Origin of the sequence: Acetobacter musti (genome assembly GCF_011516835.1) — a bacterium.
Classification (GTDB): domain Bacteria; phylum Pseudomonadota; class Alphaproteobacteria; order Acetobacterales; family Acetobacteraceae; genus Acetobacter; species Acetobacter musti.
This window is the reverse complement of the sequence record NZ_WOTB01000029.1, coordinates 17,026-43,512: the sequence shown is the minus strand read 5'-3', so window position 1 is coordinate 43,512 and position 26,487 is coordinate 17,026. Positions and strand designations below refer to the sequence as shown.

Here is a 26,487-nt window from a genome sequence, read left to right as displayed (position 1 = left end):
CTCAAGGAGTGGCGCGCTGTCGCAACCAGATACGAAAAAACAGCAACGTCGTTCCTCGCGGTCATCCACATCGCTGCCGCAGCAGACTGGATCAAGCCCTAACAGGCCCTAGTCATCAATGATTATTAAGATTGTACCTTTTTATAGGCCTCAATCGTCTCAATCTCTTTATTCAATTCGGCTCGATCTGAATCAGTAAAGAACTTTACATCCTGATAAATATCTCTTGCACTATGAAACTCACCTATATTGATATAGTATTCTGCCTCCAATTGAAGAAGTGGTCTATAGTTTGCTCTTAAATCGAATGCAGATCGGTCCATGACAATTCTGCGAGCAATATTTATTTGCTCCTTCGCCCGAGAGAAGTTCCCATCCTTAAGAAATATTTTTGCACAGAGCTCTAAAGGCGCAAAAAGCGAAGGAGTTTTCTTGAGAGCCTTCTGCACCAATATAAGCGCATTTCGGTTATCTCCATAAAGGTATTCAATTTCAGCTAATCTTGTTGCATGGAAGGAGCGTCCTTCCTCCTCATCTAACTGCTCAAGAGAATCGAGAAGTCCCTGCACCTCTGGATCTCGCATGCAAAGCTTCTTTTTGTTCTTGATTAGGCAGGAAATAAAAATGTCGATAATGAATGGATTAGCCTGAGCTGCCTCATATGCCTCACGTGCATAAGATTCTGCTTCCTCCGGAAAGCCAAGACTCAAGCACACAGATGCAAGTTCGCGCGATGTAGCACGATTGGTCTGCGATAGTTTATAAGCGGAAATCAGTGCATCGCGTGCTTCTGTCAGCTTGCCTTGCAGGCGAAGGTTGAAGCCGTTGAGGAAATATATGATAGCCTTAGACGCATCGTCATCTGCTACACTTCGCAGCTGTTTGATACCGAAATCGAACGTTGATTGGTCATTGATACGAGCAGCCGCCAAGCTTAGGTAACGGCAAGCGGCGATAGCGCCGGATCTTGATAGGCGATCACGTCCCTCAATTGCTTCTCGCGCCATACGAATGGCGTCTTTCCATCGTCGTGTGTCGTAGTGTCGTTTAGCAAGCCAAACACGATGAGAGGGCAGTATAAAAGCTTCCATCAACTTCGACGTGGGCTCATCATTTTCAAGAGACACCAAAATTGCTGATTCGAGAAGCGTGACAGGCGCTTCGCCATCCTCGATGCGTAATGCCAAAGATTTCGAAAGGGCACGCATTATTCGAGTCCTCTCCTGACCTTGGAGTTCAGTTCTTGGATCGCGCTCAGAAGCGATTCTTAGAGCGGGTGAAATCGAAATCCTCTCATCCTCAACGCGAACGATATTCAGATCGAGCATTTTTTGAACTGATTCACTGATCTCAGAGGAGCCTCTTTCGGAAAGAACGTCAGATAAAGATGAGAAATCAAGCTCTGGAGCAATGGAAAATACAGATAGTATTTTTAAATCAAGGTTATTTAAATTGGCCGATCTTAGGTAATCTGAAGTCTGCTTATGCTTCCATTCGATAAAATCTCGAGGACTATTGAGGAATAGATCAACAGATGTCTCCGACACCCGATCGATCATTTGATATATATTGAATGGATGCTGATCTGCGATCTCGACCAGTTGATCTAGCTGCCCCGCCTTCACCTTCACATCACACTCTTTGAGTAACCCAGAGATCAAACGCTCAGAATCCTCTCTAGTAAGAGCGGACACGCTCAGGTATGCTAAATCGTCAGCACTCCTGCGCAGTCGCCTTGGGATCATTCTGGGTGATATAAACACTATAGGAGGGTGAGGCTTATCTACAACTCCATCCAAGATGGCTTCAATCTCGGGTTGAAAAGAACCATTCTCACGCAGCAGGCCTCCGCCATCAAATACGTATAAAGTTTCTCGATCATGGACAATTCCGTTGATCTCATCAGCGATTGTCTGCGCCTTGCGTTTATTGTCCGCACTTTGAAAGTCTTCGATAAGTTTCTTAAGATCTACAACTGAAATACTTGGGCGTAGCGATGATATAATGGCCCTGTAGATATCATCAAACCCGTCAAAACTGTCAAGATCAATACTTGGCGGTATTGGGCCAATCTCTGGATACTGATTCTGGAAAAACTTTTTGGCCACAGTCCGACGACCGGAACCAGAATTTCCTGAGACGTATAAAGCTTTAATTCGAGGTTTATCTAGGTTGTTCGCTTGTTTTTCAAGAATCTTTAGCTCTGTCTCACGACCAACAAACGGATGAGAGTTTACTATTTTAGAGTAATTCGAAGATATCAGTTTACCTTCAATCAATCTAGCTGCACTTTCGGGGCTTCTTGGCCGGCGCACCATGTTGTAGTGTTTTATGAATCCTTTAGCACTATTAAAAACATCGTCGTCTAGGCAAATTGTCAAGACACGACTTATTTTTCCACTCGCAATCAGCTCTTTACTGAAGGCAATTTCGAAATTTACATATCCAGAATCCAGTGCATCTTTCGACAGAAATAAGCAGAATAAGTCGCAGCGGTTCAGCGCCTTTAAGATTTCGTCGGAGTTCAATCCTCCTTCATCAAAGGTCTGTGAATCAAATTCGTAATTTCCAGGGCGCAAATTATCTTTAACGGCTTGCACATAGCCTTTATCTTTTGACGAGTGAGATAAAAATGCACGCATATGAACCTCGGAATTAATTTGAGATATATTACGTAAAGACAAGATACATATTCAATTTGAACCGCAACCTGCCCACTGAACCCATGGCGTAAGACTGTGAGTTATTTCTCCATTGTGCTTCTCAAATCTGTAATTGTCTATCGGTGCCACGCGCCATCTAGTTTGAACATATGACCAACAATGTCCGGTATGGGGAAAGCGACCTGACCGACTGTATGTCGAACATGTAGGCGATTGGTGATGTGCTGCTGGTGATTGGGCGCAAATTACGTTATCCTTAAATAATGGCTCTCGTACGAAACCCAATCTTATTTTCAACTTACTTCAACGTGCCGGCGCAAACGATCACGGCTGCCGGTCTTATTGATCCTTTCCTCGATGTCGATGTGCCGCTCTTTATCGACCCAGTGCTGCTCGAAAAATCCAGCAACACTACAATTGCCACATTGGCCATCAACCGCTTCCGCCGCCATTTCGAGGTGCTGGTCCGAATGCTGGCGATCTCAGGGGCCGAGAACGATGCTGCATGGAAGGGCGCCCGCCGCCAACTCGACCTGAGCGAGCCGCCCGAAAACGGGCTGGGCTATGGGGGAAGTGGACGCTCAGGTAGTTCACGCCCTCAGGACATCTGTGAGGCGATCCTGCGTACAAGCAAAGAAATCATCACGCTTGGCGCAAGAGACCCCGAGATGATCTCTTTAATGGGATTCTTCGAGGAAGATGTCGGGCCAGACACTATCAGCGACCTAACTACCACCGTCATCATGGATGACCTCGCCGCGATCACGGAAGCTTTCTGTCAGGCGAACGGGGTGCCGCTGTTCGGAACCGACACGGGCCATAAGCTGCCCCGGTTCAAAACGTTGTCCGGCCGCACAATCCCGATCGTGCTGGTGCCCGAAGACATTGTACGCGAACTGCCGATTGCCAATGATTGGTCAGATATCGAGCGAGCCGCGATGGAGAATGCACGCATCCGCGACCGGGTCAATAAATTTCTTGGCGGCATCATCCGGCCGACAGTAGTCGACCGTAAGCATGCGCTGCGGAACGCGGCACTAGAATCACCGGAGGAGTTCGACTTCTTCCTGGCAGCCGTGAAGGCAAATGTCAGCAACTACGATCCCAACTTAGACGCGCTCGGTTATTACCGGCTAAAGGGCATCATCGCGGACGGGTTTCCAGGGCTGAAGCAGGCATCGGCCTACGACCTGAAGCTCGGACCTAACGAAATTATGCGAGTGGTCAAAGACACGGTTACGCAGTTCAAGCGGCACGTGGAGGCAGGAAACCTGTGGGAAGAGCTTTGGCTAGGTGATAAGCCAAAGAAGGAGCGCGCTTCTCAGCTCATCTATTATGCGATCGCTGATGCTTTCTGTAAGGCGAACGACCTCGACATTTCGCCTGAGGCGAATATGGGCGGCGGACCGATCGACTTCAAATTCTCAAGCGGTTATTCGGCTCGTGTGCTGGTTGAAATGAAGCGATCCGGTGGCACGGTTGTACATGGCTATGAGAAGCAGCTTGAGTTCTACAAGGCTGCTTCGCAGACCGAATTCGCCCTGTTCGTCATCATGGATTACGGCGATCTTGGTACGAAGCTAAGTGAAATCAAACGCATACGGAATGCACGTCTAGATGCGGGCGAGCGGGCGTCCGAAATCATTGTAATAGATGCGAAGCGAAAGGCTTCGGCAAGCAAGCGGCACTAAAGCCCGCAACGATTTTCCGAAGCCAAAAGCAGGCATGCTCTTGTCCGCTTTTGGGTCAGATCTTCGATGCTTTCGATGTCCGAGATGAGGGCGAACGCCGCCTGTCTGCTTCGTTCTGGAATCATCCATCATACCAGCCTACCCCCAACATATCATAGAGGCACTTTAGTTTCAAAAATTGTCGTTGCTTCTGCCGGCAATCTAGAGATTAGGTCAGCAGCAATGATCGGCACGCGTGCCGCGTCGATATGCTCGCTGGCGTAACAACGCGCCAGCAATTCCTCTCCTAAATAGGCGTCATACTTTGCTCTCTGCATATCGGGGACTAGTCGGGCTAGAACTTCCGCATCAGGAGCAGGCCTTTCGGCGAGAGTTTTCAGGGCGGCAACCAGTTTGCCTCCGTCTTTAGCCGGAACCGTGACCGCGATACCCTCCGAATTGGCCTTTACGCCATGAGAGGCGAGCGCCAGCACCAGGGCCAGTTGCGCCCGATTGCCGACCCAGGGGAAAAGCAGGAGTTCGTCCTCATGTCGCCGCAGACTCGCATGCCGCAGTCCAAGATGGTCAAAGGTCTCTCTCGCTTCAGTAAGACATTCAAGCGCTACCTTGTCGAGAAAGCGAGGAATGGCGATGCCCTCGTAAACACGACGCATTTCCGCCACGACTTCATCGGCCGGAGGTAAGCCTTCCCCACCGAAGTTGGGCGGCACGCCACCATACGCTCGTGTGACCAGAATTTCCCGGCGTTGATCGTCGATCTCCATCACCCGCCACCGACGTCCGGCGAAGATGATGAGTTGTTCCGGCATTACCGGGCTATCGACCGGCAGCGTGCCAAGGTTCCGTCCGCGATCCGTAATAACCTTGAATTCGTCAGGCGTCATGAATACGGCGTAGAACCCACGGTCATTGATGACCCGTTCGCCTTCTTCGCCTGGCAAAAGCGTTCCGTCTGGCGCCTGCTCAATAAGCTGAACCTCCGGATGCTTCATTCGCCGCAGCACACCAATGTAGAGAGCCTGATCAATTTCAGGAAATACCCGACTCTCGATCAGGCGGTTCCAGCCCTGTTTGACTGTCAGCCCGCCGTGTTGAGCAATCAGTGCCAGAATTTGCTGTATCAGCGTGGAAAGATGCAAACACCCAATCTGAGGCGGTTCATTCCAGCGCCTCAGCATCAGATTGAGCATGGCTATGGTCTGCACCGTGCGCGGCCGCATGGCATCAATGGGATGGATGCGTTCGTCAATCGCCATCTCGGTGGTGTAGACCCGCATTACTGAGGATTGTCCCGCACGCCGACCAGAACGCCCCAGTCGCTGGCGCATGCCTGAAACAGTGTGCCCAGGCCCAATCTGGCTCACAGCATCAATGTGGCCAACATCGATGCCCAGTTCGAGGGTCGTGGTTGCGATAATGGAGCCTGGTCGATCATCTTCTTTCAGCCTTCGTTCGGCTTCCTCACGGTGCTCACGCGATAAGCTACCATGATGAGCGAAAAATTCCTCCGGCACGCCCGATGTTTCACAAAGACCACGTAATCTTGCAGTGTACAGTTCAACATTCCGTCGCGAGCCAGCAAAGATCAAACTCCGATGCCCTCGGAGCGTGTCGAAGAGGTGTGTCGCGATCTCTATGTCTGCTATGCTCTCGGTTGCCTCGCCCTTGTCTGAATTCGCGTCACGTTGCTTCAGGCGTGGCTGTATATAGCCGCGAACCTGAAGTTTCAGGGGTTGGCTACCCATTTGAGATTCCAATATCTCCACGCCATCCGGATTAAGCGGCCGTAAGAAAGCAGCTGAGGTTCTCATGTCGGCCAGGGTGGCCGAAAGGCCTACGCGAACGACTGGATGTCCTGCGGCGATCTCGATACGATTGAGCAGAGATTGCAGTTGGCGTCCACGCTCTGCATCCATAAAAGCATGCATCTCGTCGATCACCATGTAACTTAACGCAGCGAACAGACGCTTTGCTTCATTCCCTCGTCGGACGAGGATGGCTTCCAGACTTTCTGGTGTAGTCAGCAATATCCCCTGGGGCCGCTTGCGTGCTCTTTCCTTGACGCTGCTGGCCACATCCCCGTGCCACTTCCAGACAGGAATCTCCACTTCTTCGCAAAGTGTTTCCATTCGACCGAACTGGTCATTGATAAGTGCGCGCAAGGGGCTGATGTAAATGGCCTCAAACCCCGCACCGGGTTTGCGTTCATCTGTAGCCAGTCGCGAAACAATCGGCAGGAAGGCCGCCTCGGTCTTCCCGCTTGCTGTCCCGGCCGCGATAATGAGATCCCGCTGTCCTTCCAGCAGAACCGGAATGGATCGTTCCTGGATATCACGAAGTTCGGTCCAGCCCTGATGCCAGATCCAGCGCCGGACTTTCTCGTGCAGCATATCGAAAGACGTTGATGCGCCGTCATCTGAGGCTTGCCCGAACGGGTCGGACGGCGCGTCGTTCAAAGCCTGAAGTCCGCCAGATCATCGTCGGGCGAGGTCTGAGTGGAGCCGGTCGTTGAGGGACCGGTCGCACTAGGCGCATCTTTATTGTCGTCATCGACAATATCTCCGCCCGCCAAGGGCGCATCCGGCGCGACCTCAGACTGGGCCACCAGTTCCTGCCACTGAGCCTGGGGGTTCTGTTCCAGGATCGCGAGCAGATCAAGAAAGGCCTTGATGGTGTTACGGGGCGTTCGGAAATAAGCCTCACCGATCTTCTGGTTGCAGTGAGTCATAAAGGCCTTGAAAACCTCATCCGACACCAGGTAACGATTCTGGTCGCCATAGGCGAACACATGCCGCAATTTGCCAAGCAGAATGTAGAGGTCTTCGGGGGTCAGGCTCTGAAGCCGGATGACCGGACCGGAAAGATCGACCAGACCATTGCGGGCAAAGCTGTTTTCAGCCAGGCGGGACCGCAACGCTTCGTATGAATAGAGGCCCCGGCGGCTGTCCATCAGGAATTCGGGCGTCCCACCGAAGTAGACTCCGAGAGACTCAGCCGAGCCCTGGAGCACATCATTTACGATACGGAGAATCTGCTCGTAGTTGGCATTCCGTGATTGGGCGTTGACCAGCTTGAACAGGTTCACGCATTCATCGAGCATGACCAGAAAACCGGAATACCCTGCCAGGGTCACAAAGCGACTCATGACCTTCAGGTAGTCGTAAACCGAGGCATCGTCGATGATGGAACGTACGCCGAGCGCCTCCCGAGCCTCAGTTTTGAGCGCGTACTCACCACGGAGCCAGCGAAGTGCCGCCGCCTTTCCGCTCTCGCTGCCTTCTTCGAAAGCTCGCCAGTAGCATTCGATGACGGTAGCAAAATCATAGCCGGAAACGAGTTCCTGAATGGGGAGCAGCCGTTCCTGGATGATGTCTCCGATCTTGCGACCTGATGCCTTAGCTGAAGCCTGCGCCTCCATGATGAAACGTTCGACTACGCTTGCCAGAGCCCCTCCATCCTGCTTGGTGCGGGTGGCCATGTTACGCATGAGTTCTGCATAAAGGCTGCGGGCCTGGCCCCTGCTGGCCTGCAAGCGACGATCGGGGGATAAATCTGCGTGAGCCACCACCAGCTTGCTTTGCATGGCAATGGAGCGGGCCAAGTTAAGGAAAAAAGTCTTGCCTGCTCCATAGTCGCCAATAATGAAACGAACCGCAGAACCTCCGTCCGCGATGCGTTTGACGTCCTGCACCACCTGATTGACTTCGCCTGCGCGACCGACCTGAACTAACTGAATGCCTGAACGTGGCACGACACCTGCGCGAAGCGCCTGAATGACGCCATCACGGTCCTTGGACTTGATTTTCTCCGCCGTGCGCGTGCCGTCTGAAGCTGCGATACTGAGGTTGGTCATGATGATGCTCCCGGCGCCTCAGCAAGGAGCGCCATATTGATGATCAAAGGGTCACCGTCCTCGATAAGTTCTTCATCGAACGTATCATAGGCCCATTCGTTGATGGCTTCGAGCGCGCCACCCGGCATCAACCCGAGTTCGTGTGCCTTGGCTTCGAATTCCGTGCGCGCCCACTTCGCCTGAGTGACCAGTATCTCAAATAGGCGATTTTGCTCAGCACTCAATCCGACAAGCCTCCCGCTTTGTTCTGAAACATTCGCAGTAATAGAGGGAATCGGAATGCTGGAAACTTCGTCCTCGTAAATTGGCGTCAGGATTTCCTCAACTTTCCTAGTCTCGCGCAGGAGAGCGTCCACTTTAGCCATATCAATGCTTATGCCATCATTAGGTCTCGATGTTGAAGACGTAAGCGTTTTAACTTTGATGCCAACTTGCGAAGCTCTGGAATGTGACTTTGAGGTAGCCTGCGATCTCGACAGGGTATGATTATGAACGACATTCTCTTCATTGGATATTATACAGGATTCCACAATGAGAGATGGTATAATCCAAATATTTTGACAGACAAAAGAACATTTAAATTTACGTTTGTTTTTAAGTAATATATTCGGAACATTATAATTCGTATCACAATTGGGGCATTTAATCAGTACACTTTCTCTTTTTGAGTAGAGAAAGCTACGTTTATCTTCCCCCATTACGCTTCTCCATTATGAAAATCTGCATAAAAATGCGATACAATTATTTACAAAAAATTAAACATATACTTTATGTGAGGCAGATTTGCTGATATAATTTTTACATGTGCGATTGCTTTGGATTGAATTTTATTTTTTTAGATGACTTCCGTTGGTCAAACACAGTCCAGTATTTATGATCAAAGGGTCACCGTCCACGATAAGTTCTTCATCGAACGTATCATAGGCCCATTCGTTGATGGCTTCGAGCGCGCCATCCGGCATCAACCCGAGTTCGCGTGCCTTGGCCTCAAACCCGGAGCGTGTCCATTCCGGTTGGTTGACCAGGGCCTCAAGCAGGTGGGCCTGCCTAGGGCCAAGTCCGACGAACTTCGTTTCCTGTTCCAAAGTGGGAGAAACGGCTACCGAAATCGGAATTTCAGAGGCTGCATCCTCATAGATTGGCGCGAGAATTGCATCGACTTCCTTAGTCTCACGCAGGATGACGTCGACCTTGCTCATGTCAATGACGATACCATCCTGGGATTTCGCTTTCGAGGGAGGTGCTGGAATCCGGTGACCACGTCTCTGCGATTTACCATCCTCGACCACGATCGGCTCCGAAGCGCAGGACGCCGTAGCAGCAGTACTCTGGTGCAAGACAGTGTAGAGTTCCTGTCGGCCGAGACCAAAGGCTTCGTAAAGCCGCTCCAAAGCCACCATCATGCCTTGATCTGTCTCGCCTATCGTTACGGCGACAGAAGCTGCCAGCGAAGCAATAGCGGTCCGTTGCTCGGGTTCTACACTCTCTACGATGGTTTTGAGGCGGCCAAGCGTTGGCAAGCGTTCCGGAAGCAGCTGCAGACGGGCTATCAGTCGTTTCGTTTCATGCGGGGTGAGCCGCAGGCGTGTGGTGAGATCTTCGACCAACTTTGAGCTTAAAGTCAGGGCTTTGGCTGCCGAGCCGATGGCGGTCATGATCAGGGCGGCTGTGCAGAAATCAGCACCGACCGGTGTTAGCTGGCCTTGAGTATCACCAATGCGGAATAGAATTATATTCTCACCTGGTCTGGTCCCACCGTAGGTTGGATCCGGCTCCATGCCGTAACCTACTCGTGCCAGCATGGCGGACATGTCACAAGCTTGCCGAAGGCCCGAGGCTGCCTTGCCAGAACCAAAGCACCGCAGACCGAGCTCTTCAAGCGGCACATCGGCAAGAGGTTGAGATAAATCATCCAGCCAGGCTCTGAAAGAACGAACAGTTTCTCTTTCCCCGAGTTCCACAGGCAGCATCAAGGCAGCGGCCATGCTGTAGGCACGTTCACGTTCTTTGCCGACGACCTTGGCAAATGCAGTCAGATCCTCACGAGCTCCTTCGCAGAGCTTGATCATTTTGGTCCACGTCAATTGCGCTGGATCAGGAAGGCGATCGAAGCCATCAAACTTTATTGAAGTATGAAGATACTGACTCGCCGACCGGTAACTCAGATCAAGTAGGCTCTCTTTTTTATCTCTGATTCGGAAACCTTTTGGAAATTTCTGAGTAAAACGATGTCGCATGAGTTCAATGAACTCTGGACGTGCTCGTGTCGTTGCAATGCGCGGCCATAAGCCGGTTAAGTGAGGAGATAAAGATAGAATACCTGCTATGGCGAGGTCGACATCAAGCGGCATACCTCTCAATGCGTGTAGACCTAATTTAACCTGAAGCAATGGAGACATATGATCTCCCAAAGCCGCGAGATCTGGCTTCCATGCCTCCACTCTTGGTATATCCGTCACAGCATGCTTCATTTCGATGAAATTGAGTAGCTCAGTGCTGTAATTTACAAAAGAACCGTTGTTTCCGAAGAGGCTTCGCAGGCGTTCTAGTTCGGCTACCAATAACGCCTCTTCGTCAATCGGAGGACTATCGGCCACCAAGCGACGTTCAAGCCCATAGAAGTAAAGGAAGGGATAGCCCATAGGGTAGCTCGTGTCGGATTTCCCGCTCGCCAGCCAATGCAGGTAAGTCAATCGTTGATTGGGCGTGATATCAGTATAGGAGGGCCAATAGCCCAGATCCAGGTTCGTTTGCGGCGCTCCGGACGCGACCTTGAGCGATGGTCTGATAAGACAAGGCGCTGGAGTATCGGCATTCCAGCTTCCGTCCGGCGCTGCCGTCAAAAAGTTGCCGACATAGACCATGCCATCAGCAATCTCGAAGCCATGGATCGTGACTTTTTCGCCGGGAAGCACCCAGCGAGCATCGTCCTTCTTGGGGCTTCGTGGTTGTCCATACCGTTCTAATTTCTCCTCATCATTGGAAAATACATGTTGGGTATGAAAGGAGGGTCCGTGTGTAGATGACGAGGCGATAGTCTCTTTTCTAGCCGCTTCATTAGTCGTGTCCGGAATTTTGGATCCACTGAGAATGCGCTTTAGCCAAGAAAACATGTTCTACTCACGGAATGTTCGTCAATTTTTCAAATAGTAAACACCATTCTTACCGTGCAGCAACTATCTCCTGCGGCAAATGGAAATCGAAATAGATCACGGCTATTCTGTTCACAAAATCAGGAACAATGGATTCTTTTAATAGAATACTGATCCATTTTCCCGTCTTCTGAAAGGAACGTAGCGTGTTCAGCTTGCGCCTGCGCTATCAGGAGATGGTCAAACGGATCACGATGATGCAGAGGCAAAGACATAAGGATCTGCAAGTGTTCGGGTTGTATTTGTAGTAGAGAGAAACCTTCCGCAGGAATGGCTGCCAGAATATCGTTCATATCCGCATCCAGTTTTCCGACACGGATTTTGATCGCAATTTCCCATAATGACACGATACTCACCAGAATATCGTGGGCCGGATCTGCGATGATCTCCCGCGCATTCTCACCCAGCCGGTCGGAGTCCGAAAGCCACCAGAGCAACGCATGCGTATCGAGCAGAACCTTCACAAGTCGCGTTCCATGCTCTCAAGAATGTCCGGTGGTGTCTCATCAAAATCTTCGTTCATCCTGATCCGTCCTCGAAGAGCTCCTGGCTGACGGCGGGGGCGATAGGAAGGAGCCGGCGGCCGCAGTTCAGCGACAACCTCATCATGAGACGTCACGAGGATCGTACTGCCCTGCCTGACCTGACGCAGATACGCTGTCAGGTTTCCCCGGAACTCCCGAACACCGATTTTCTGTGGGGGCGATACGTTATCTGAAAGATGCTGACTCATGGTCTCCTCCCTATGTGTCATCATAGCATGTACACACAGGGAGGAGATAGAGAATTCTGAGACATATTCGATTTCAGAGATCAGTGGCTTCCGACAGAGCCAGAGCGTCCTCGACATCCACCCCAAGGTATCGAACCGTACTATCCAGTTTTGAATGACCCAGCAGGATCTGCACGGCTCGGATATTACCGGTTCGTTTGTAAATCATGGCAACCTTAGTCCGGCGGAGCGAATGAGTTCCATATTCCCCGGGGATAAGTCCCACCGCCTGAACCCATTGATCCAGAAGCCGGGCGTATTGCCTTGTGCTCAGATGAGCTTTGGCGCTTAGGCGACTTGGAAAAACATACTCATTCAGGCCACCACCGCGATGCTCCAGCCACGTCCGTACACTTTCCCGCGTTGTTTCTGTAATTTCGAACTGCACCGGTCGCCGGGTTTTCTGCTGGACGACCATGGCTCGATGACGCACCTGACCGCTGGTAACGATGTCGCCGATACGAAGGCTGACAAGATCGCAGCCCCTGAGCTTGCTATCGAGAGCAAGATCAAACAGAGCCTTGTCTCTGATACGCTGTTCGCTCCCAAGCCAGAACCGAATAGCCCAGACGTGCTTTTCTTTGAGTGCCCGCTTGGCGCCAACCATTTTTCCTACATTCCAGGGCACGGATGCCTTCAACGTAGGTGATGGAAAACGTGTTTTCTTCTCCATGATACTTTCTCCTGATCAGCTGCAAATGCAGCAATCAGAAGTTTGGACGAGGATATCAGCGGATAACGAGGACTATTGCAGACCGTCCGCTTTCCGGAAACTTGAACGGCTCTGCTTATGACCGACATGAGGCGACTGCAGCCTGTCTGCTTAATGCTTGAGGCGGACAGTAGCTATGCGGGGGGAACGGACGGTCCGCTGTCAGGTAAGTTGGGCAAAAAAGCGGACGTTTCGTGGAAATCCGAGTGGTTCAGAAACTGTCACTAGGCTGGATGAGGATTGAACCGTCGGGCTGAATAAAATGGATGCGACGAAAACGATACATATCCCATCCTGCCATCAAGCCGGTTCCCTCTCCTTTTGCGCCGGCTATTATCATACCAACCGGACAATAGTGATGAGTCATATTGCGTTCATAATGCACAATTACCGGACCACCGCTGCAACCACTAAGATTGGCCCCGACATCTGGTAAGCGTTCATCAATTATAACTCGACTATCTCGGTTCGAGTCATAGGTCGCAATAATTTCGCGCTGGGTTATATCTTGCACATAGGCAAGTGATACAAATCCGGCAAACACAGCGTTAGTTGGCAGTGACGGTATTGCACATTCTTCTGGAAAGCCGCCAAAACTGATAGGGGCGCTCTCAAGGGGCTTTGGAGGCGGCCAGTTCGCACCACGACAATCCAGCGCCTGCGCTTCACTTGCAGCCAATTCATTTTCAGTGACGGAAAATGTTGCAATATCGAGGGATGTATTCCGGTGAATAATTTTGTTCAGAAGATCGAAACGAACAGTCCTGAGTAGGCATGTGTTGCTTACGCCTTCTTCTCTATCCGCCTCAAATGCCTCAACAACATGATTCGCTGTCACGCCAATTAAACCGCGATCAAAGCGTAAGATAAAACACGATCCTCCTGATAGGAGTTTTGGCCAAGATTTTTTGTCATTATATCGAACTAGGGGGCGTGCAATTTTCAACGTAAGATTACTGATTGCTTGATGCAGAGCACGTTCTTCCGATGTTGCAATGTAAGGAACACTCATTATCGTAATCTTACGATCTCAATTTATACCTGCGTAACGCAAAGTTGGCCTGCACACACGACTTTGCATCACATACGAGCTTCTCGGCATTTGTATCATACACGAACGCGTAATTACTGTGGACACAAGGATTAATTTTGGTTCCCCAAAGTCACCCTTGTAAAAAAGTCGGCTTTCAGGCGAACAACCTTAACGGCTGTATAGCCGACATGAAGGCGACTGCCGCCTGTCTGCTCCTGCATTACTGAGCGGACAGGCAGGTCAGCGGGGTAAAGCGGAATGTCGGCTTTGTGCTGGGCGATCGACAATCCCGGACATTCACATGGACAACCCTTGCGAAGGTTTTCATCTCATTCCGGTCGTTGAAATAACCCATATGACTTTCTGAAGGCCCACATTTATCATAAAACCGCCGAGCGCCAGCCGACTGATTCAGTGTAAGTGTTCGAGTTTCACCTAATCCGTCATCGAATCATTGGCCGCAAGGTAGGTCCGCCTTCTCAGCTGGAGTCCAGCAGTGGTCGAGGAAAGCGCAAACCTGGCAACAGGTTCGGCTGTCGATCGGATTAATCAGGCATTTTCCCGCCCGCCGGTCCTGGACAACCTGATGCGCGCAGTGGTGCCGCTGGCTGTCGATGAAGAAAACGCGCAGCTCCACTGAGCGAACGCTAACAGCGGATTGCCCAATCGCCTCCGCGCCGCAGTCAGCCCAGGTGTGGAAGCGGCAATTTGCCACTCGCGGCTCGTCGAGCAGGAAATGGGAAGAATTACCCGTCGCGACGAACCAGTGATTCGCCTCGGGCAGGTTACCGACGAGCGTCCTCATCATGGTGTCGCTTGGGAAGCCGGGAAAAGCTCCCAGAGGCGGGCTCGGCAGGGGGCCGCCAAGTTCATCGACGCAAGCGGCAAGAAGCGCAGTGCTGCGTGCGTCGATCGCATGTAGGTGCGGGGCTAGGGTTTCACCATCCAAGTCGTGCTCGTAATCCAGGTTAAAGGGCGTGTTATTGTCCATGACTGTGTAGATGACATCGTCATGCCGTACGACGAATACAGCTGGATAGATCGAAATGCGTGGGCGGGGAGTGAATAGGGAGCTACCCCCCTTGTGATCGTAATGAACATGCACACCCCGAAAGGCGCCGGCAACATCGACCAGCTCTAAGAATTGCCCAAGCTGTGCGGGGCGTAAGGGAATAGGGGCGTCTTGCGTCAGTAACGAGCGATGGAGAAGATTAAAGAGCTCCCCCGCCCGAGCCGTGAACTCCTGTCGTCGGTAGACCGCGATATCGTCGGGAACCGGCGTAACGAGAAAGGTCTTGGTTGGCTGCTGGAACACCACCAGCCATTCGCCGCTGACGATCATCGCCCGTGGCAAGTCGTGTCCGTATTGCTCCTTTAATGTGCGAACATAGCCTTCGACCTGACGAAGATACCTGTGCCATTCGGCGATCGCGGGGGACGTATCTTCGGACTTTCCATCCCGCACATGTTGGATAGTGGCCACGATTAGATCGGCTTCGCTGGCGAATGCGCCCCCAGCGCGCGCCGAGACAAACGGCTTGTCCCAGGCCTTTGCTTCGACCAGCAGCAGCGGCTTGCCCGCTATATCGACGACGCCGACGTAGTCCATGAACTTCGTAGTGGCGCCTTGAAGGCGAGCCTCCTCCAATACATTGCCGCCAGCCCCGCGCTTCCAGCCGAGATGGCCTAGCAACTCATCAACGAAGAGCAGCCGCGTATCGTGTTCATGCGGGCGTCGCTCGGGATCGACCTCGGCGTAGGGATCGCGGTTGGGCTTCGCCAACGCGTGGTCGATCGTCTCCAGCAGGTCGCCAAGGTCTTGCTTGAACAGGTTGAGCAGCGTGGCCCGGTTCACTGGATGAGTTCGGGCAGTCGGTAGAGCAGACGGCGCGCCGCCGGCCATCCCGCTTCCAGGAAAGTCTCAAGGCAATCGGTAAGCGCGGCCCGGCGATCGGTGTCCGCGAATATTTCCTTGTAGTCGGCGAGAAAGACACCGACCAGTTTGACGACCAGATCGACGCCCAGAGTCTCGTTCTGATAGCCCCACTGACGTCCGGCCCGCACGTAGCTGACCGCGAGATCAAAGGCGCCGGCAGGGTCCACATTCACCAGCCGTTCGACGAGTTGCAGCAGGCAGTAGGTGGTGAGGGGCGTCGCGTAGGTGCCGATCCGCTTCAGGAGATCGGCGTTCTCACGGAAGAACACGTCGAGACCAGCATGGCCGTGGTCAGGGTCGTTGTCGCGCTTGCCGGCCGCTGCGTCAGTCGCGAAGTACATTTCGTTGCCGGCGACATCGATCAGGTGGGCGCACTCATGCGCCTCCTTTACCTGGTCGTCATCCAGTTTGGCCGCGGTTATATGCACCGCCAGCCGCCCGTTCGCGGCATCTACGATGGTGGACACCAATGCCTGGGATCTCTGCCTAACTCCCGCGTTTTTATCGGCGTCGTCGCCAATCCCGGCCACGACCGACCCGCGCAAAGTCGTAAGAATCGTCCGAGCTTCGTCGGGGTGCTCCCAGGGCGTCGCAAGCCAGCTATCAAGAACAGCCTTGGCTTCCTGCGACTGATAGGTGATCCAAAGGACGCTCAGTTTGTCGGCGATGGCCTTGCGCACGCGACGCGCCCGGTCTGATCCGGCGGGCTCACGATGCAGAAGCGCGAGCAGCAGTGGCACTGCCCGCGACCGCTCCGAATGAATCAATCGCGAAACCAGGTCATCGAGCACATGCTCAATGATCGTCAGATTTTGCTCGTTTTTCAACACCTGCTCGATGAGCTGCCAGAAACGCTCACGGTCAATGTCCCAGATACGCCCGATCCGAACGGCGGCGTTCAGTCGAACCGCGGGGTGTGGGTCGGTCAGCAGGGGCGCCGCCAATAGATAGATGACATGGTAGCAGTCGGGGCGCTGACAGACGAGATCGAACGCAGCCTCGGCAGCTTCCACCCGTGCCGCTGGGCCGCCCCAGACAGCAGACTCCTCAAACCGTGCTTCCGTGGCGTCGTTGACTTCCGGACTTTCGGATTGGGCGGCTATCGTCAACAGATCGAGAAACAGGGCGTCCTGATCCGGGGTTGGTGCGGGATCGCCAGCGAGAAGCCTGCGCGACACGATGAGATGACAACCCTGGCCGATGATCGCCTCAGCATGCTGCCGCAGACCGGCGTGGGGCGCGTCTGCCGCCAGGGCCGACTGGATTGCGACAAGGCCTTCAAGCGCCTCCGCTAAGGAGACAGAAGGCATTGCGTCAGAACCGGACTCCAGATGCAACCGGGTCTTGGCGGCATTAATCGCGGCGACGACGGGGGCGTTTTCCGGCGCTGTCTGATCAAGGTTCTGGATCCAATGGAAGTCGTCCAAAGCGACCACACTGGATTGGGTGACGAAAAGGCGCTTGTTGGGGGGGAGAACATCCTGCGCCTTGGCGTCGACGATCTCGCGAGCGTCACCGGTCGTCAAATTATCCCGGCCAATGGCGGTGAAAACGCGTTCCAAAAAGCCTCGGCGCGCGTCCTCAGGATAAATGAAGCGCACGAAGTCGAAGCTTAGGGCTGCGCGCTCAAAGGCCTCCCGTTCAGCTAAGGGCCGGCGTCCGAAACCAGCTGCGACCACATCTATTGCGTCCTTTCGGCTGTCGGGAAGGACAAGGAACGGCTCGGCCGCCGCGAACGGCCAGAGCTGGTCGAGGAGGCTGTCACCACGCTCGACGGCGCACAGGAAGATCCGGGACCAGAAGATCGCCGATGCAGCTTCCTCGATCAAAAGGTCGACCAGGATGGCAGCGTCGGACTCTGGCGCGTCGCGAAGCCGCGTCCGCAACTTCGACACCAAGCTCTCCGCATCCGAAGCATATTGATCGTCCGGGTCATGCGCCCAAATGTAGCTGCGATCCTCCTTTAGGCGGATCGCGCGGCCGCTGACGTCCAGCAGAACGCCCAGCGCGTCATCGCCAGCGGGATGCTTGCGGCCAACGTAGCCTTCGACGGCGGCGACGACCGCTTTCACAGCGGCGCGGGGCTGGCTTTTGAGGAATTGCGGCAGGTATTCGCTGAGCGACCATCGCGCCATGCCGTAGTCCTGGCGGGCGTTAGAGGTCAGCTTGAGGATTTGGCTCTGGCCAAGCCGCGTCTGCCGATCCTCAGTCACCTCATAACCGAAGACGACACGATAGATGTCGGTGACGAACTCGGGATCGGCCGCGCCGACGGCGGCGATCTTGTAACAGATCGCGGGCACCTCCTCGTGGCCAAACTGGTTGAGCCGCTCACGGGTAAAGAGCTGTGCAAGAAGATCCCGCGAAGCCGCAATGTCAGTGGCGTAGGTGTCGACTACGAAGCCGATCTCCGACCGAACGGCGAACCCGGCGTCCTGCTGAGCCAGGCCGTGGGCCAGCAACGCGCGGGCTGCTTTGCCGAGCATCGGAGTGAGGGGGCCGTCCTTGATGCGTTCGATGAGATTGTGCAGCAGGAAGCGGAGCGTTCCGGCGACTGGCCCAGGCTTCCTCGCCATCCGCGCAACCAGGCAGACCCAAGGTTCGACGAGAACGTCCCTCTCGTCCTCGAGCCGCACGACCAGGGCGCCGCTGACGTGCGACAGGGTTTTCGGGGCGGTGGCGTCGCCGGAGATCGCCAGGTCGCCTAGCCAAAGGCAGTCCTCGGCAGCGGCCGGAAACTCGGCGCCCAGTCGACCTGCCGTGCTGCGGATGATTGGGTCGCCGTCCTCGTCATTGATCAGGCGGCCGAGTGCGATCCAGAACCGGGCATGGTCGGTCTCCCAAATCTCCCGCAGCACAAACCCCAGCGCAGGCGAGAGCATCAGGCCGGGGGCTTCAGTCTTGCTGAATCGATAGGCTCCACTGACGATGTCGCCTGGCTCCAACGCCAGTCGCGCCGCCGCATAGTCGAAGAGCAGGTGGTGGCGGAACTGCACCCAGCGGTCGCCGTCAACAACGACGAGGACACCTTCCTTACAAAGGATGTCGATCGTGGCTGGATCATTGCCCGCCGCTTGAATCTCCGGGGCGCGAAGTGCTCTTTCCTGAACCATTAGCTGCACCACGCGGCTCAGGCTGGTTCTGGCCGGCAGGCCGTGGCGTTCGACGCGATGTTCCCAATAGAGGTGCAGCAGATCGGCCTGAGATGATACCTGGCCGAGGCTGCCAACCGCGCCGCCGGTGATTAGCTCGCTGAGCAGGCGGGTGTTGAATGGCACCATGGCCAGGTCGCGCAGGCGGGCGGGCGCTTGCGCGAGGCAGTCAGCCAGCGCAGGCGCCTGGCGGAGGAGCTGGTCGAACTCCGCTTTAGACCAGGACGGCACCTGGATGTGCCGAACGCCAGAAAAAGCCGGGTCCGCCAGCAAACGTTCCGGCGGCGCCCCTTTGAACAGGGCGCGGAACTGCTGTCCCATGCGCAGGTCAAAGTTGCGGATTGAGGCGACGACGTTCCAACGCCCCGTCAGCTCCAGCACCCGCTCGATGAGTGATCGGAATACACCTTCCCCGCGACCGCCCCGGGTCGCGTCCAGGGCGTCTATAACGAGATAGGCCGGTTCCGGGCCATCCCAGGCTTCCAGCACCTCCAGCAGCGGGCGCTTCAGTCCCAGCTCACGCGAAAGGCCGTCCAGGCTCTCGACCGGGTACCGATCAACGGCGAGTTCCAAGACGTCGGCACCGGAAGCGCTCAGGGCCTTCGCCAGGGCATTCATTACGCCGCTCTTGCCGGCCCCGGGTTCGCCGATGATGAGCAAAGGGCCGCTACGCACAGCGGCTTCGACGGCCGATTGGCAGTCGCGTTGAACGGTGAGCGGCGCACCGCTATCGACCTCGATTTTCTCGTAGGCGCCGAGCGCTTCGGAGACGCGTTTGGAGTGCCGCTTCAGAGCTTGGATGTCGTCGCGATATTCCGGAGCTGCTTCAAGGGCGATGCCGTTACCGGCCAAGAGATTCCGCCAGGTGACTAAATCACCCCCACCGCGCTCCTTCATCAGCCGGCCGCTAAGATCGGCCAAAGCTGTGAAAGCGGCGCCAGCGTCGAAGTCTAGGCCGAACGCCTTAACAAGCGATCCTCCGGCCAAGGCCGGACCGCGCGCTCCGTCGAACTCAAAGACCGTAATCAATTTGGATAGGTCCGCGAGCAGGACACTATCGAAGGGGTCCTTGGTGATGCTTTTCCAGGCCCGTTTGACGTGGGAGGCGAACACCTCATAGGCCCGTTGCTGAGCGTGATTCAGCGCGCCGCCGCCTGGCTGCGAGGCGAGGCGCAGGGCCGCCGGCAGGTCATGTCTGACTTGGGCCGAGGCCTGCGGGCTTACGGCGAGAACGAGGCGGTCGCGGGCGGGGTCAAGGGGACGGTTCCACTTCATTGAGCCATCGCCCTGGTTTGACACATGCCAGTGCCGCACGAACTGGGTGATTGTCTTGCCGAGCGGCGAGCCGACGTCGTCGCTCAGGGATGCTGTCGTCTTCGCCTGAATGGCGACGAACCCGCCATCACTCGTCTTAACCAGCAGATCATCAATCGGAGCTTCAGTTTCGAAGCGGACCCACTCCGGGGTCGCGGCGCCAAGCTGAAAGCTCCCGTCGAACCGGTCGCCTGCCAGAATCCATGACGAGATCAGCGCCCCGAGCTGTTGCTGAAAGCGAATGCCTGCACTCGTCGCGGCTCCGCCTCCGCCGATGCGATCGTTTCGGGGAGTGTTCGGCGGCGTGTCGGTCAAAGCTTACTTTCAGTTTGAAGCTTGAGTGAAGAATACCAATAATCGGCGTTCGCTGCGTTATTGGCAACCAGAGATGGCCCTCGTTTTTCAGTAAGTGCGATAAGCTATAGTCCGATCTGAGCAAAGACGAATTTTATGGGCAAGGTTACGCGGAAACGATATTCGAGTGAGTTCAATTCAGTTGTTGCTTTGGAAGCGATCCGTGGAGAACTGACGCTGGCGGAGCTAACGTCGAAACATGGCGTGCATAGACGATGATCGCCCAGTTGAAGCGCCAGGCGATCGAGGGGATGTCTGGCATTTTTTCCGGCGGGCAGGCGCCGGAGACTGGGGCTAGTCCAGCCGATGTTGAAAAGCTTCATGCCAAGATCGGCCAGTTGCTGGTGGAATGGAACTTTTTGCAGGATGTCTTTGCTCGGTTGCGCGTGATCAGAGGCTGCAAATGATTGACCTAAAGCGCCCCCGATTTTCAGTCGTGCGATTATGCACGCTGCTGCAGTTCAACCGGTCGGGCGTCTACTATCAGCCTGTTCCACAAAGCTAAACCGATCTGGAATTGATGAGACTGATAGACGCCCAGTTCCTGGAAACGCCGTATTAGCTCCCAGCAGATGTCACGGCATCTGCTGCTCCTGGGACATGAAGTGGGCCGCAAACGTATCCGACGGTTCATGGCGATCATGGGCTTGCGGCGATCTACCAGAAGCCACGCACGAGCGTGCCGCATTCGAAGCATCGAAAATAACCGAAAACACCCTTAACGGCCTCTTCACGCCGATAAAGGGAATTATGCAAAAGAGCCCCGCCACCGGGATGGCTACCGACTATTTCACTGAGCAATGGTATAGAAAACAGTAGCACAGATTGGATGGCCCATGTCTCTTCCTAGTCCTACTCATGCGAACTACTCTTCGCTGCTGACCGACATCGAACGGGGACAGGTCAAAATCCCTCAATTCCAGCGCGAGTTTGTTTGGACGCTCCAAAAGTCCGCGGCGCTGCTGGATAGCGTCATCAAGGGGTATCCGGTGGGTACCTTCATTTTCTGGTCGACAAAAGATCGTTTGAGGAGCGTACGCGAGCTCGGCAACGCTCAACTGCCTACTCCAAAACAAGGTGAGAGCGTAGCCTTTGTCCTGGACGGTCAACAGCGCTTAACCAGTCTCTACGCCGCTATCCGCGGCATCACGGTCGTGCGCAACTCGGAGCGCCGCGACGACTTTTCAGATATGTTTGTAAAGCTTGAAGCCGAGGAAGACGATCAGATTGTCACCACTGACATTGAAGGTTTGGAAGCCAATACCTTTATCCGCTTGAAAGACCTCTTACATGGCTCGTTTGCGGAATTGGCGGCCTTCCCTGCGCAATATCACAGCAAAATCTCTGACTACCGCCGTCGGATCGAAAGCTACGATTTCTCGATCATTCAGGTTCGAGACGTCGCGATCGATGTTGCTACGGAGATTTTCACCCGGATCAACGTCGGCGGCAAAGCGCTGAGCGTCTTTGAGATCATGGTCGCAAAGACCTTCGATGAAGAAAAGGATTTTGACCTTTCAGCTGAGTATGAAAGGCTGATCGAGCGGCTTACCGCTGTCAACTATGAGACGGTATCGGACGCAATTTTGCTCCAGCTTATCTCCTTAATCATCACCAATGATTGCAAAAAGCAGACCATCCTCAAACTGAAGAAGAGTGAGTTCATCGAAACATGGCCGAAGGTGATTGATGCCTTCGAGCGAGCGGTGGAGTATTTCCGCCACACCTATCGGATTCCGGTTTCCAAGCTCCTGCCCTACAACACCCTGCTCGTGCCGTTTGCGTATTTTTTTTACTATCATCCCGACAAGCCAGATGCGGATCAGCGTGCGCAACTCGAAGACTTTTTCTGGCGCTGCAGCCTCGGGGCACGGTATTCCTCATCTGTCGAAAGCAAGCTCGCGCAGGATATTCGCCGCATCGATCGGATTCTGAAGGGGTGCTCTCCCGACTATGATTGGAGTATTGATATTTCGCCGGAATTCTTGATCGAGAATGGCTGGTTCAACGCTGGACGCAGCTCGATCAAAGCAATCCTGTGCCTTTACGCCTATCAGCAGCCCAAATCATTTAGCGACGATGCTGTCGTCAATATCAGCAATTACTGGCTGAAGCAGGCGAACAGCAAAAACTATCACCATTTTTTCCCAAGGGCATATCTTGCCAAGAAAGAGGAAGAAGAGTGGCGCATCAACAATATCGTCAACATCACTATTGTTGATGATTATCTAAACAAGCGTGAGATTGGTGCGAAGGCACCTTCTGTTTATATGAAGACCTTTAAGAAAGCCAATCCGAACCTCGAAAAATCGATGAAATCGCACTTAATCGGCGATCTTGAGCGTTTTGGCATCATGGACAATGATTTTGAGAAATTTCTCTATGCGCGAGCAGCTGCCATCAGCGCGCAACTCAAGAAGCGTTTGATCGAGCGGGCTGTTGATGCGCGCGGACAACCGCAGCGCAGTGATGACTTCGAAGAGGAAATGGCTGGCTTTGAGTAGACGAGCGCCATATTCGGATTGCTTTGAGACCGATGCGATTGCAGGGCTTTGACCCAATTATGTCCGCTTCAGGGAAGCTTAGAACGGTCTTTATATGTCCGACATGAGGGCGACAACCGACATTACAATGAAGGACGCGGGATGGAGATCGTCTCTGCGTCGCAAAGCCAGACTGGCAACTCGCACCTACCTGGTTCATTGTTTATATAATGAATCCGTTTCGTTCGCCCGACACCGACCTCCCCCTGTCGCATGCCCTCATCCTGAAGGCCGCGCTGCTGACGATCGGCTATATTGAGGAAAACGGCCCGATCGGCCTCACGCCCACCAAGGCGCTCAAGCGCTATTTTGTCGCGTGGGCCGCCGAGGCATTTGACTGGCCAGCCTATACGGTCGAAGACCTCTACGCCGTTAACAAAGTCCTCAATGAACACGATTTCCCGCCGCTGGTGATCCTGCATGAGGTTCTGCTCAGTGCGAAGCTCGCACGGCATTTCAAGGGAACCCTGCGGCTGACCGACCTGGCGAGAAAACTCAGATCGGAGCCTGCCCGGCTCTGGATGCTGTTAACGACCCATCTCCTCTTTGTCGTTGACCACAGTCCTTACACCCGAAGCGATGAGCCACTGTTCGGCAACTGGGATATCTTTCTCAACGTCATCAATATCGAAGCCCAGGCTGCCGTCACCGAAGAGCGACTATGTTCGGTTCTCTACGGGGGTGAAGAGGAGGAGATCCGTCACCGGGATTTCAAGCTGACCGCCAGTCTGTACGTCCATGTCCTGCGTCCACTGTGCTGGGCAGGACTGCTCAACGAGCACCGAACCGGCACCGGCCTCAACAGGCGGGATTTCTATACCAAAACACCCTTATGGACAGCGGCCCTCAGGCTTGAAACGGATCGACACCTGCAGCCGGTGACCCGTCACTGACCACCGTCGACAGCCATTCCGGCGTGATGTCGTCGTTCCCATATAAAAGGCGCCTTCCGGAGACCGAAAGGCGCCAATACCAGTCAGCGGGCTGACATCACTCGGCCGCCACCGCGTCCGGGCTATCGGGCATACGAGCTACCCCTGCTCCCCCTTCACTTCGCTCCGCCACGTTCCTCGTCCGCAATGCCTCGGGCAGCCATCCGGAGCCCTCCAGCAGCCGCTCAGCCGCTTGCGCCATGTCACCCTTCTTCATATGGGCGATACGCTCTGCCGCCTCGGCTCCCCGCGCCTCGCGCACGGCTTCGAGGATGCGGGCCTTGGTGACGCGGCCGAGATAGTTCTCCACCGTTGGCTGCCAGCCTGCTTCGGCCAGATCGAGCGCGAGCGCAGTGGCGAGACGGCCTGCTCGCGCAAGCCGCTCCCTGACGCTGCGTGCCAGAGACGGACCATGAGACGATTCATGCAGCGCGTTGATCCCGAAAGACAGGCAATGCGCTAGCAGGGCCAGACGGCTGGTGTCGTCCAGCCGGTCGAGCCACAGCCAGAGTGCAGCCTCGTCTTCCGGCAAATCGTGCTTCCAGCCCTCGTTGCGCTGGCGCAGCGCGTGGGCCGGCAGGCTGCCGGGCATGTCGGGGGAATGGACCTGCAGCGGGATTTCCCGGACATAGGCTTCCAGGCAATCTGCGCCCGAGACCTGCCAGTACAGATCGCGTACCAGCGTGTGAAGCAGTTCGGTCAGCGCGACATGCGGATTGCTGGCAAACGCATCCCGCAGGGCCAGTGTGCGCCAGGCCGTCAGTTCCGTCAGCAGGCGATCGGAAAGCGGTTTCAGTCCGTCTTCCTCCTCGGGGTCGGTATCGGGTGCGCCTTCCCTCCCATCCCCTTCGGCATCATCGCCATCGCCGCGGTGGTCAATGGCGTCGTCATATCTGTCTGATTCGTCCTGATCGACTTCGAGTTCGACCGGCATATCTTCCGGCCGGACGAAACCCCGTTCGACCAGCAGCGTGCCGTCTGTATCCAGGCTGACGAAGACACCGGCCCGGACCATGTCCGCCGGATCGAAGGAAACAGGGCGTTCTTCCAGCGCCTCGATAGCCTGCTCGATTTCACCCAGCCGCGTATCGACGTCCTCCGGGAACTCATCGGCCTGCGCGTATTCCGCCTCAATGGTTTCCTGCTCGCTGTGCAGAGCGGTCAGACGGCCCGCTTCTTCATCGGAAAGTTCAACGGTCGTCCCGTCGATCTCCGCGAACTGCCGTGTGTGTCCCCAGGGGAAGGACAGAGCCGTTTCGACCCATTTCCAGCCTTCGGCTCGGATATCCTCGGCCGCTGCCGCCAGTTTTTCCATGACTAGCCGGTCGAGAAGAGTGGGATCGCCCAGCCAGCCGCCATCGTCGGCTTCGAACAGGTCACGCATGACGGGACCGCCAGCCGCAAGATAGGCGTCCAGCCCGACGAAGCGTACGCGGCGATCCGATGCGCGCACGGTTTTTTCCGTCAGCATGCGGCGGATCAGATAGGGCTCGCGGTTATGACTCTGGGCAATAATCTCCCAGACCTGTTCCTGCCGCACAGGATCGTCACTGATCGAGAAGGCCATAAGCTGGTCGAGCTTCATGCCATCCTGCTCGTAGATATCGAGCAGTTTGTCGGACACGGTCATCAGCCGCAGACGCTGTTTCACCACGGCCGGCACAACGAAGAACGCGGCAGCGATTTCTTCCTCGGACATGCCCTTCTCCAGCATGTCGCGAAAGGCACGAAACTGATCCAGCGGATGCAGCGCCAGGCGCTGGACGTTCTCGGCCAGGGAATCATCCTCGGCGAGAATAGCCGATCCGGCCTCGCGCACGACACAGGGCACCGGGGCCGTCTTCGCCAGTTTCTTCTGCTTCACCAGCAGTTCGAGAGCGCGGAAGCGGCGGCCACCGGCCGGCACTTCGTAGGTACCGGTCTCGGCCCCTTCGCCGTCAAGAACGGGACGGACGTTCAGGCTCTGGAGCAGCCCACGACGTTCGATATCGCGGGCCAGTTCCTCGATCGACAGGCCAGCCTTTACACGCCGCACGTTAGACTGCGACAGCACCAGCTTGTTGAAAGGGATATCACGGGACGCATTGAGGGCGATTTTCTGGATGGCGCTCGCCATGGCGGAACACTCCGTGACGGACGGGCGGAAGCCTCTCTCCCACCCCTGAATCCGTCAAGAAAACCCCACTTCCCTCTTCCTCTCTCCCGGCCCCACCAGGCGCCAGATCGTATCCACGGAACCGCGTAGATACGGCTTCACGGAATGCAGGTCCGTATCAACCAACCCGCGAGTCGATCCTCACCACGATAAATCGCGACTATTATAGTCGCATGATCACCAATTTGTGATAGTGCCGACAGCGATAGCCGTGAATGTTCGCGC

The 26,487-nt window shown here is 54.9% G+C and carries 15 protein-coding genes and 2 pseudogenes; 5 read left to right on the top strand and 12 right to left on the bottom strand.

Annotated elements, in window-relative coordinates:
* Nucleotides 1–102: pseudogene (locus GOB93_RS16695) on the top strand (IS5-like element ISMex42 family transposase); the annotation flags it as partial.
* A 23-nt stretch (nucleotides 103–125) separates the two neighbouring features.
* Here the strand turns inward: GOB93_RS16695 and GOB93_RS16690 are convergent.
* Nucleotides 126–2,642 carry a TIR domain-containing protein gene (locus GOB93_RS16690; RefSeq protein WP_173584628.1) on the bottom strand — a complete coding sequence of 839 codons (2,517 nt, stop codon included), beginning with the start codon at nucleotides 2,640–2,642 and terminating at the stop codon, nucleotides 126–128.
* A 284-nt stretch (nucleotides 2,643–2,926) separates the two neighbouring features.
* On the opposite strand from GOB93_RS16690, the gene GOB93_RS16685 reads away from it, so the two are divergent.
* Nucleotides 2,927–4,354 (top strand): hypothetical protein, encoded by a 1,428-nt coding sequence (locus GOB93_RS16685; RefSeq protein WP_173584627.1) that lies wholly within the window; start codon nucleotides 2,927–2,929, stop codon nucleotides 4,352–4,354.
* 152 nt (nucleotides 4,355–4,506) lie between these two features.
* Here GOB93_RS16685 and GOB93_RS16680 read toward each other — a convergent pair whose 3' ends face one another.
* The 10 genes from GOB93_RS16680 to GOB93_RS16635 all read right to left on the bottom strand — a co-directional run bounded on the left by GOB93_RS16680 (nucleotide 4,507) and on the right by GOB93_RS16635 (nucleotide 20,593).
* A complete protein-coding gene (locus GOB93_RS16680) occupies nucleotides 4,507–6,810 on the bottom strand; it encodes a DEAD/DEAH box helicase (RefSeq protein WP_173584626.1) in 2,304 nt (767 codons plus the stop codon).
* Nucleotides 6,807–8,207 (bottom strand): ATP-binding protein, encoded by a 1,401-nt coding sequence (locus GOB93_RS16675; protein ID WP_173584625.1) that lies wholly within the window; start codon nucleotides 8,205–8,207, stop codon nucleotides 6,807–6,809. Before GOB93_RS16675 ends, GOB93_RS16680 begins: the two co-directional genes overlap by 4 nt.
* The gene (locus GOB93_RS22050) at nucleotides 8,204–8,905 is read right to left on the bottom strand and encodes a tellurite resistance TerB C-terminal domain-containing protein (protein WP_173584624.1); all 702 of its coding nucleotides are present in this window, start codon (nucleotides 8,903–8,905) and stop codon (nucleotides 8,204–8,206) included. Before GOB93_RS22050 ends, GOB93_RS16675 begins: the two co-directional genes overlap by 4 nt.
* Nucleotides 8,906–9,034: 129 nt before the next feature.
* The gene (locus GOB93_RS16665) at nucleotides 9,035–11,320 is read right to left on the bottom strand and encodes a tellurite resistance TerB family protein (protein ID WP_173584623.1); all 2,286 of its coding nucleotides are present in this window, start codon (nucleotides 11,318–11,320) and stop codon (nucleotides 9,035–9,037) included.
* A gap of 119 nt (nucleotides 11,321–11,439) precedes the next feature.
* Nucleotides 11,440–11,823 (bottom strand): PIN domain-containing protein, encoded by a 384-nt coding sequence (locus tag GOB93_RS16660; RefSeq protein WP_173584622.1) that lies wholly within the window; start codon nucleotides 11,821–11,823, stop codon nucleotides 11,440–11,442.
* Nucleotides 11,820–12,116, bottom strand: coding sequence for a type II toxin-antitoxin system Phd/YefM family antitoxin (locus GOB93_RS16655; protein WP_173584621.1), 297 nt, complete (start codon nucleotides 12,114–12,116; stop codon nucleotides 11,820–11,822). The genes GOB93_RS16660 and GOB93_RS16655 overlap by 4 nt, the downstream gene beginning before the upstream one ends.
* Nucleotides 12,117–12,165: 49 nt before the next feature.
* The gene (locus GOB93_RS16650) at nucleotides 12,166–12,804 is read right to left on the bottom strand and encodes a tyrosine-type recombinase/integrase (RefSeq protein WP_173584620.1); all 639 of its coding nucleotides are present in this window, start codon (nucleotides 12,802–12,804) and stop codon (nucleotides 12,166–12,168) included.
* 250 nt (nucleotides 12,805–13,054) lie between these two features.
* Nucleotides 13,055–13,855 carry a serine protease family protein gene (locus GOB93_RS16645; protein WP_173584619.1) on the bottom strand — a complete coding sequence of 267 codons (801 nt, stop codon included), beginning with the start codon at nucleotides 13,853–13,855 and terminating at the stop codon, nucleotides 13,055–13,057.
* Between the two features lie 472 nt (nucleotides 13,856–14,327).
* Nucleotides 14,328–15,731, bottom strand: coding sequence for a hypothetical protein (locus GOB93_RS16640; RefSeq protein ID WP_173584618.1), 1,404 nt, complete (start codon nucleotides 15,729–15,731; stop codon nucleotides 14,328–14,330).
* Nucleotides 15,728–20,593 carry an ATP-binding protein gene (locus tag GOB93_RS16635; protein WP_194300104.1) on the bottom strand — a complete coding sequence of 1,622 codons (4,866 nt, stop codon included), beginning with the start codon at nucleotides 20,591–20,593 and terminating at the stop codon, nucleotides 15,728–15,730. The genes GOB93_RS16640 and GOB93_RS16635 overlap by 4 nt, the downstream gene beginning before the upstream one ends.
* 135 nt (nucleotides 20,594–20,728) lie before the next feature.
* Here GOB93_RS16635 and GOB93_RS21205 point away from each other — a divergent pair.
* From GOB93_RS21205 to GOB93_RS16620, 3 genes and pseudogenes are all read left to right on the top strand, one after another.
* A pseudogene (locus GOB93_RS21205) lies at nucleotides 20,729–21,335 on the top strand (IS3 family transposase); the annotation flags it as partial.
* Nucleotides 21,336–21,468: 133 nt separating this feature from the next.
* Nucleotides 21,469–23,136, top strand: coding sequence for a DUF262 domain-containing protein (locus tag GOB93_RS16625; RefSeq protein ID WP_173584616.1), 1,668 nt, complete (start codon nucleotides 21,469–21,471; stop codon nucleotides 23,134–23,136).
* Between the two features lie 209 nt (nucleotides 23,137–23,345).
* A complete protein-coding gene (locus GOB93_RS16620; RefSeq protein WP_029604276.1) occupies nucleotides 23,346–24,068 on the top strand; it encodes a hypothetical protein in 723 nt (240 codons plus the stop codon).
* Nucleotides 24,069–24,165: 97 nt separating this feature from the next.
* Here GOB93_RS16620 and GOB93_RS16615 read toward each other — a convergent pair whose 3' ends face one another.
* On the bottom strand, nucleotides 24,166–26,223 hold the full coding sequence (locus GOB93_RS16615; protein ID WP_173584615.1) for a ParB/RepB/Spo0J family partition protein: 2,058 nt from the start codon (nucleotides 26,221–26,223) through the stop codon (nucleotides 24,166–24,168).
* Nucleotides 26,224–26,487 lie beyond the last annotated feature (264 nt).

Excerpts from the sequence above, each read along its gene's own strand:
- GOB93_RS16650 (WP_173584620.1), bottom strand. The coding sequence starts at position 12,804 with ATGGAGAAGAAAACACGTTTTCCATCACCTACGTTGAAGGCATCCGTG.
- GOB93_RS16665 (WP_173584623.1), bottom strand. The coding sequence starts at position 11,320 with ATGTTTTCTTGGCTAAAGCGCATTCTCAGTGGATCCAAAATTCCGGAC.
- GOB93_RS16620 (WP_029604276.1), top strand. The coding sequence starts at position 23,346 with ATGAATCCGTTTCGTTCGCCCGACACCGACCTCCCCCTGTCGCATGCC.
- GOB93_RS16645 (WP_173584619.1), bottom strand. The coding sequence starts at position 13,855 with ATGAGTGTTCCTTACATTGCAACATCGGAAGAACGTGCTCTGCATCAA.
- GOB93_RS16655 (WP_173584621.1), bottom strand. The coding sequence starts at position 12,116 with ATGATGACACATAGGGAGGAGACCATGAGTCAGCATCTTTCAGATAAC.
- GOB93_RS16615 (WP_173584615.1), bottom strand. The coding sequence starts at position 26,223 with ATGGCGAGCGCCATCCAGAAAATCGCCCTCAATGCGTCCCGTGATATC.
- GOB93_RS16675 (WP_173584625.1), bottom strand. The coding sequence starts at position 8,207 with ATGACCAACCTCAGTATCGCAGCTTCAGACGGCACGCGCACGGCGGAG.
- GOB93_RS22050 (WP_173584624.1), bottom strand. The coding sequence starts at position 8,905 with ATGGGGGAAGATAAACGTAGCTTTCTCTACTCAAAAAGAGAAAGTGTA.
- GOB93_RS16685 (WP_173584627.1), top strand. The coding sequence starts at position 2,927 with ATGGCTCTCGTACGAAACCCAATCTTATTTTCAACTTACTTCAACGTG.
- GOB93_RS16625 (WP_173584616.1), top strand. The coding sequence starts at position 21,469 with ATGTCTCTTCCTAGTCCTACTCATGCGAACTACTCTTCGCTGCTGACC.
- GOB93_RS16690 (WP_173584628.1), bottom strand. The coding sequence starts at position 2,642 with ATGCGTGCATTTTTATCTCACTCGTCAAAAGATAAAGGCTATGTGCAA.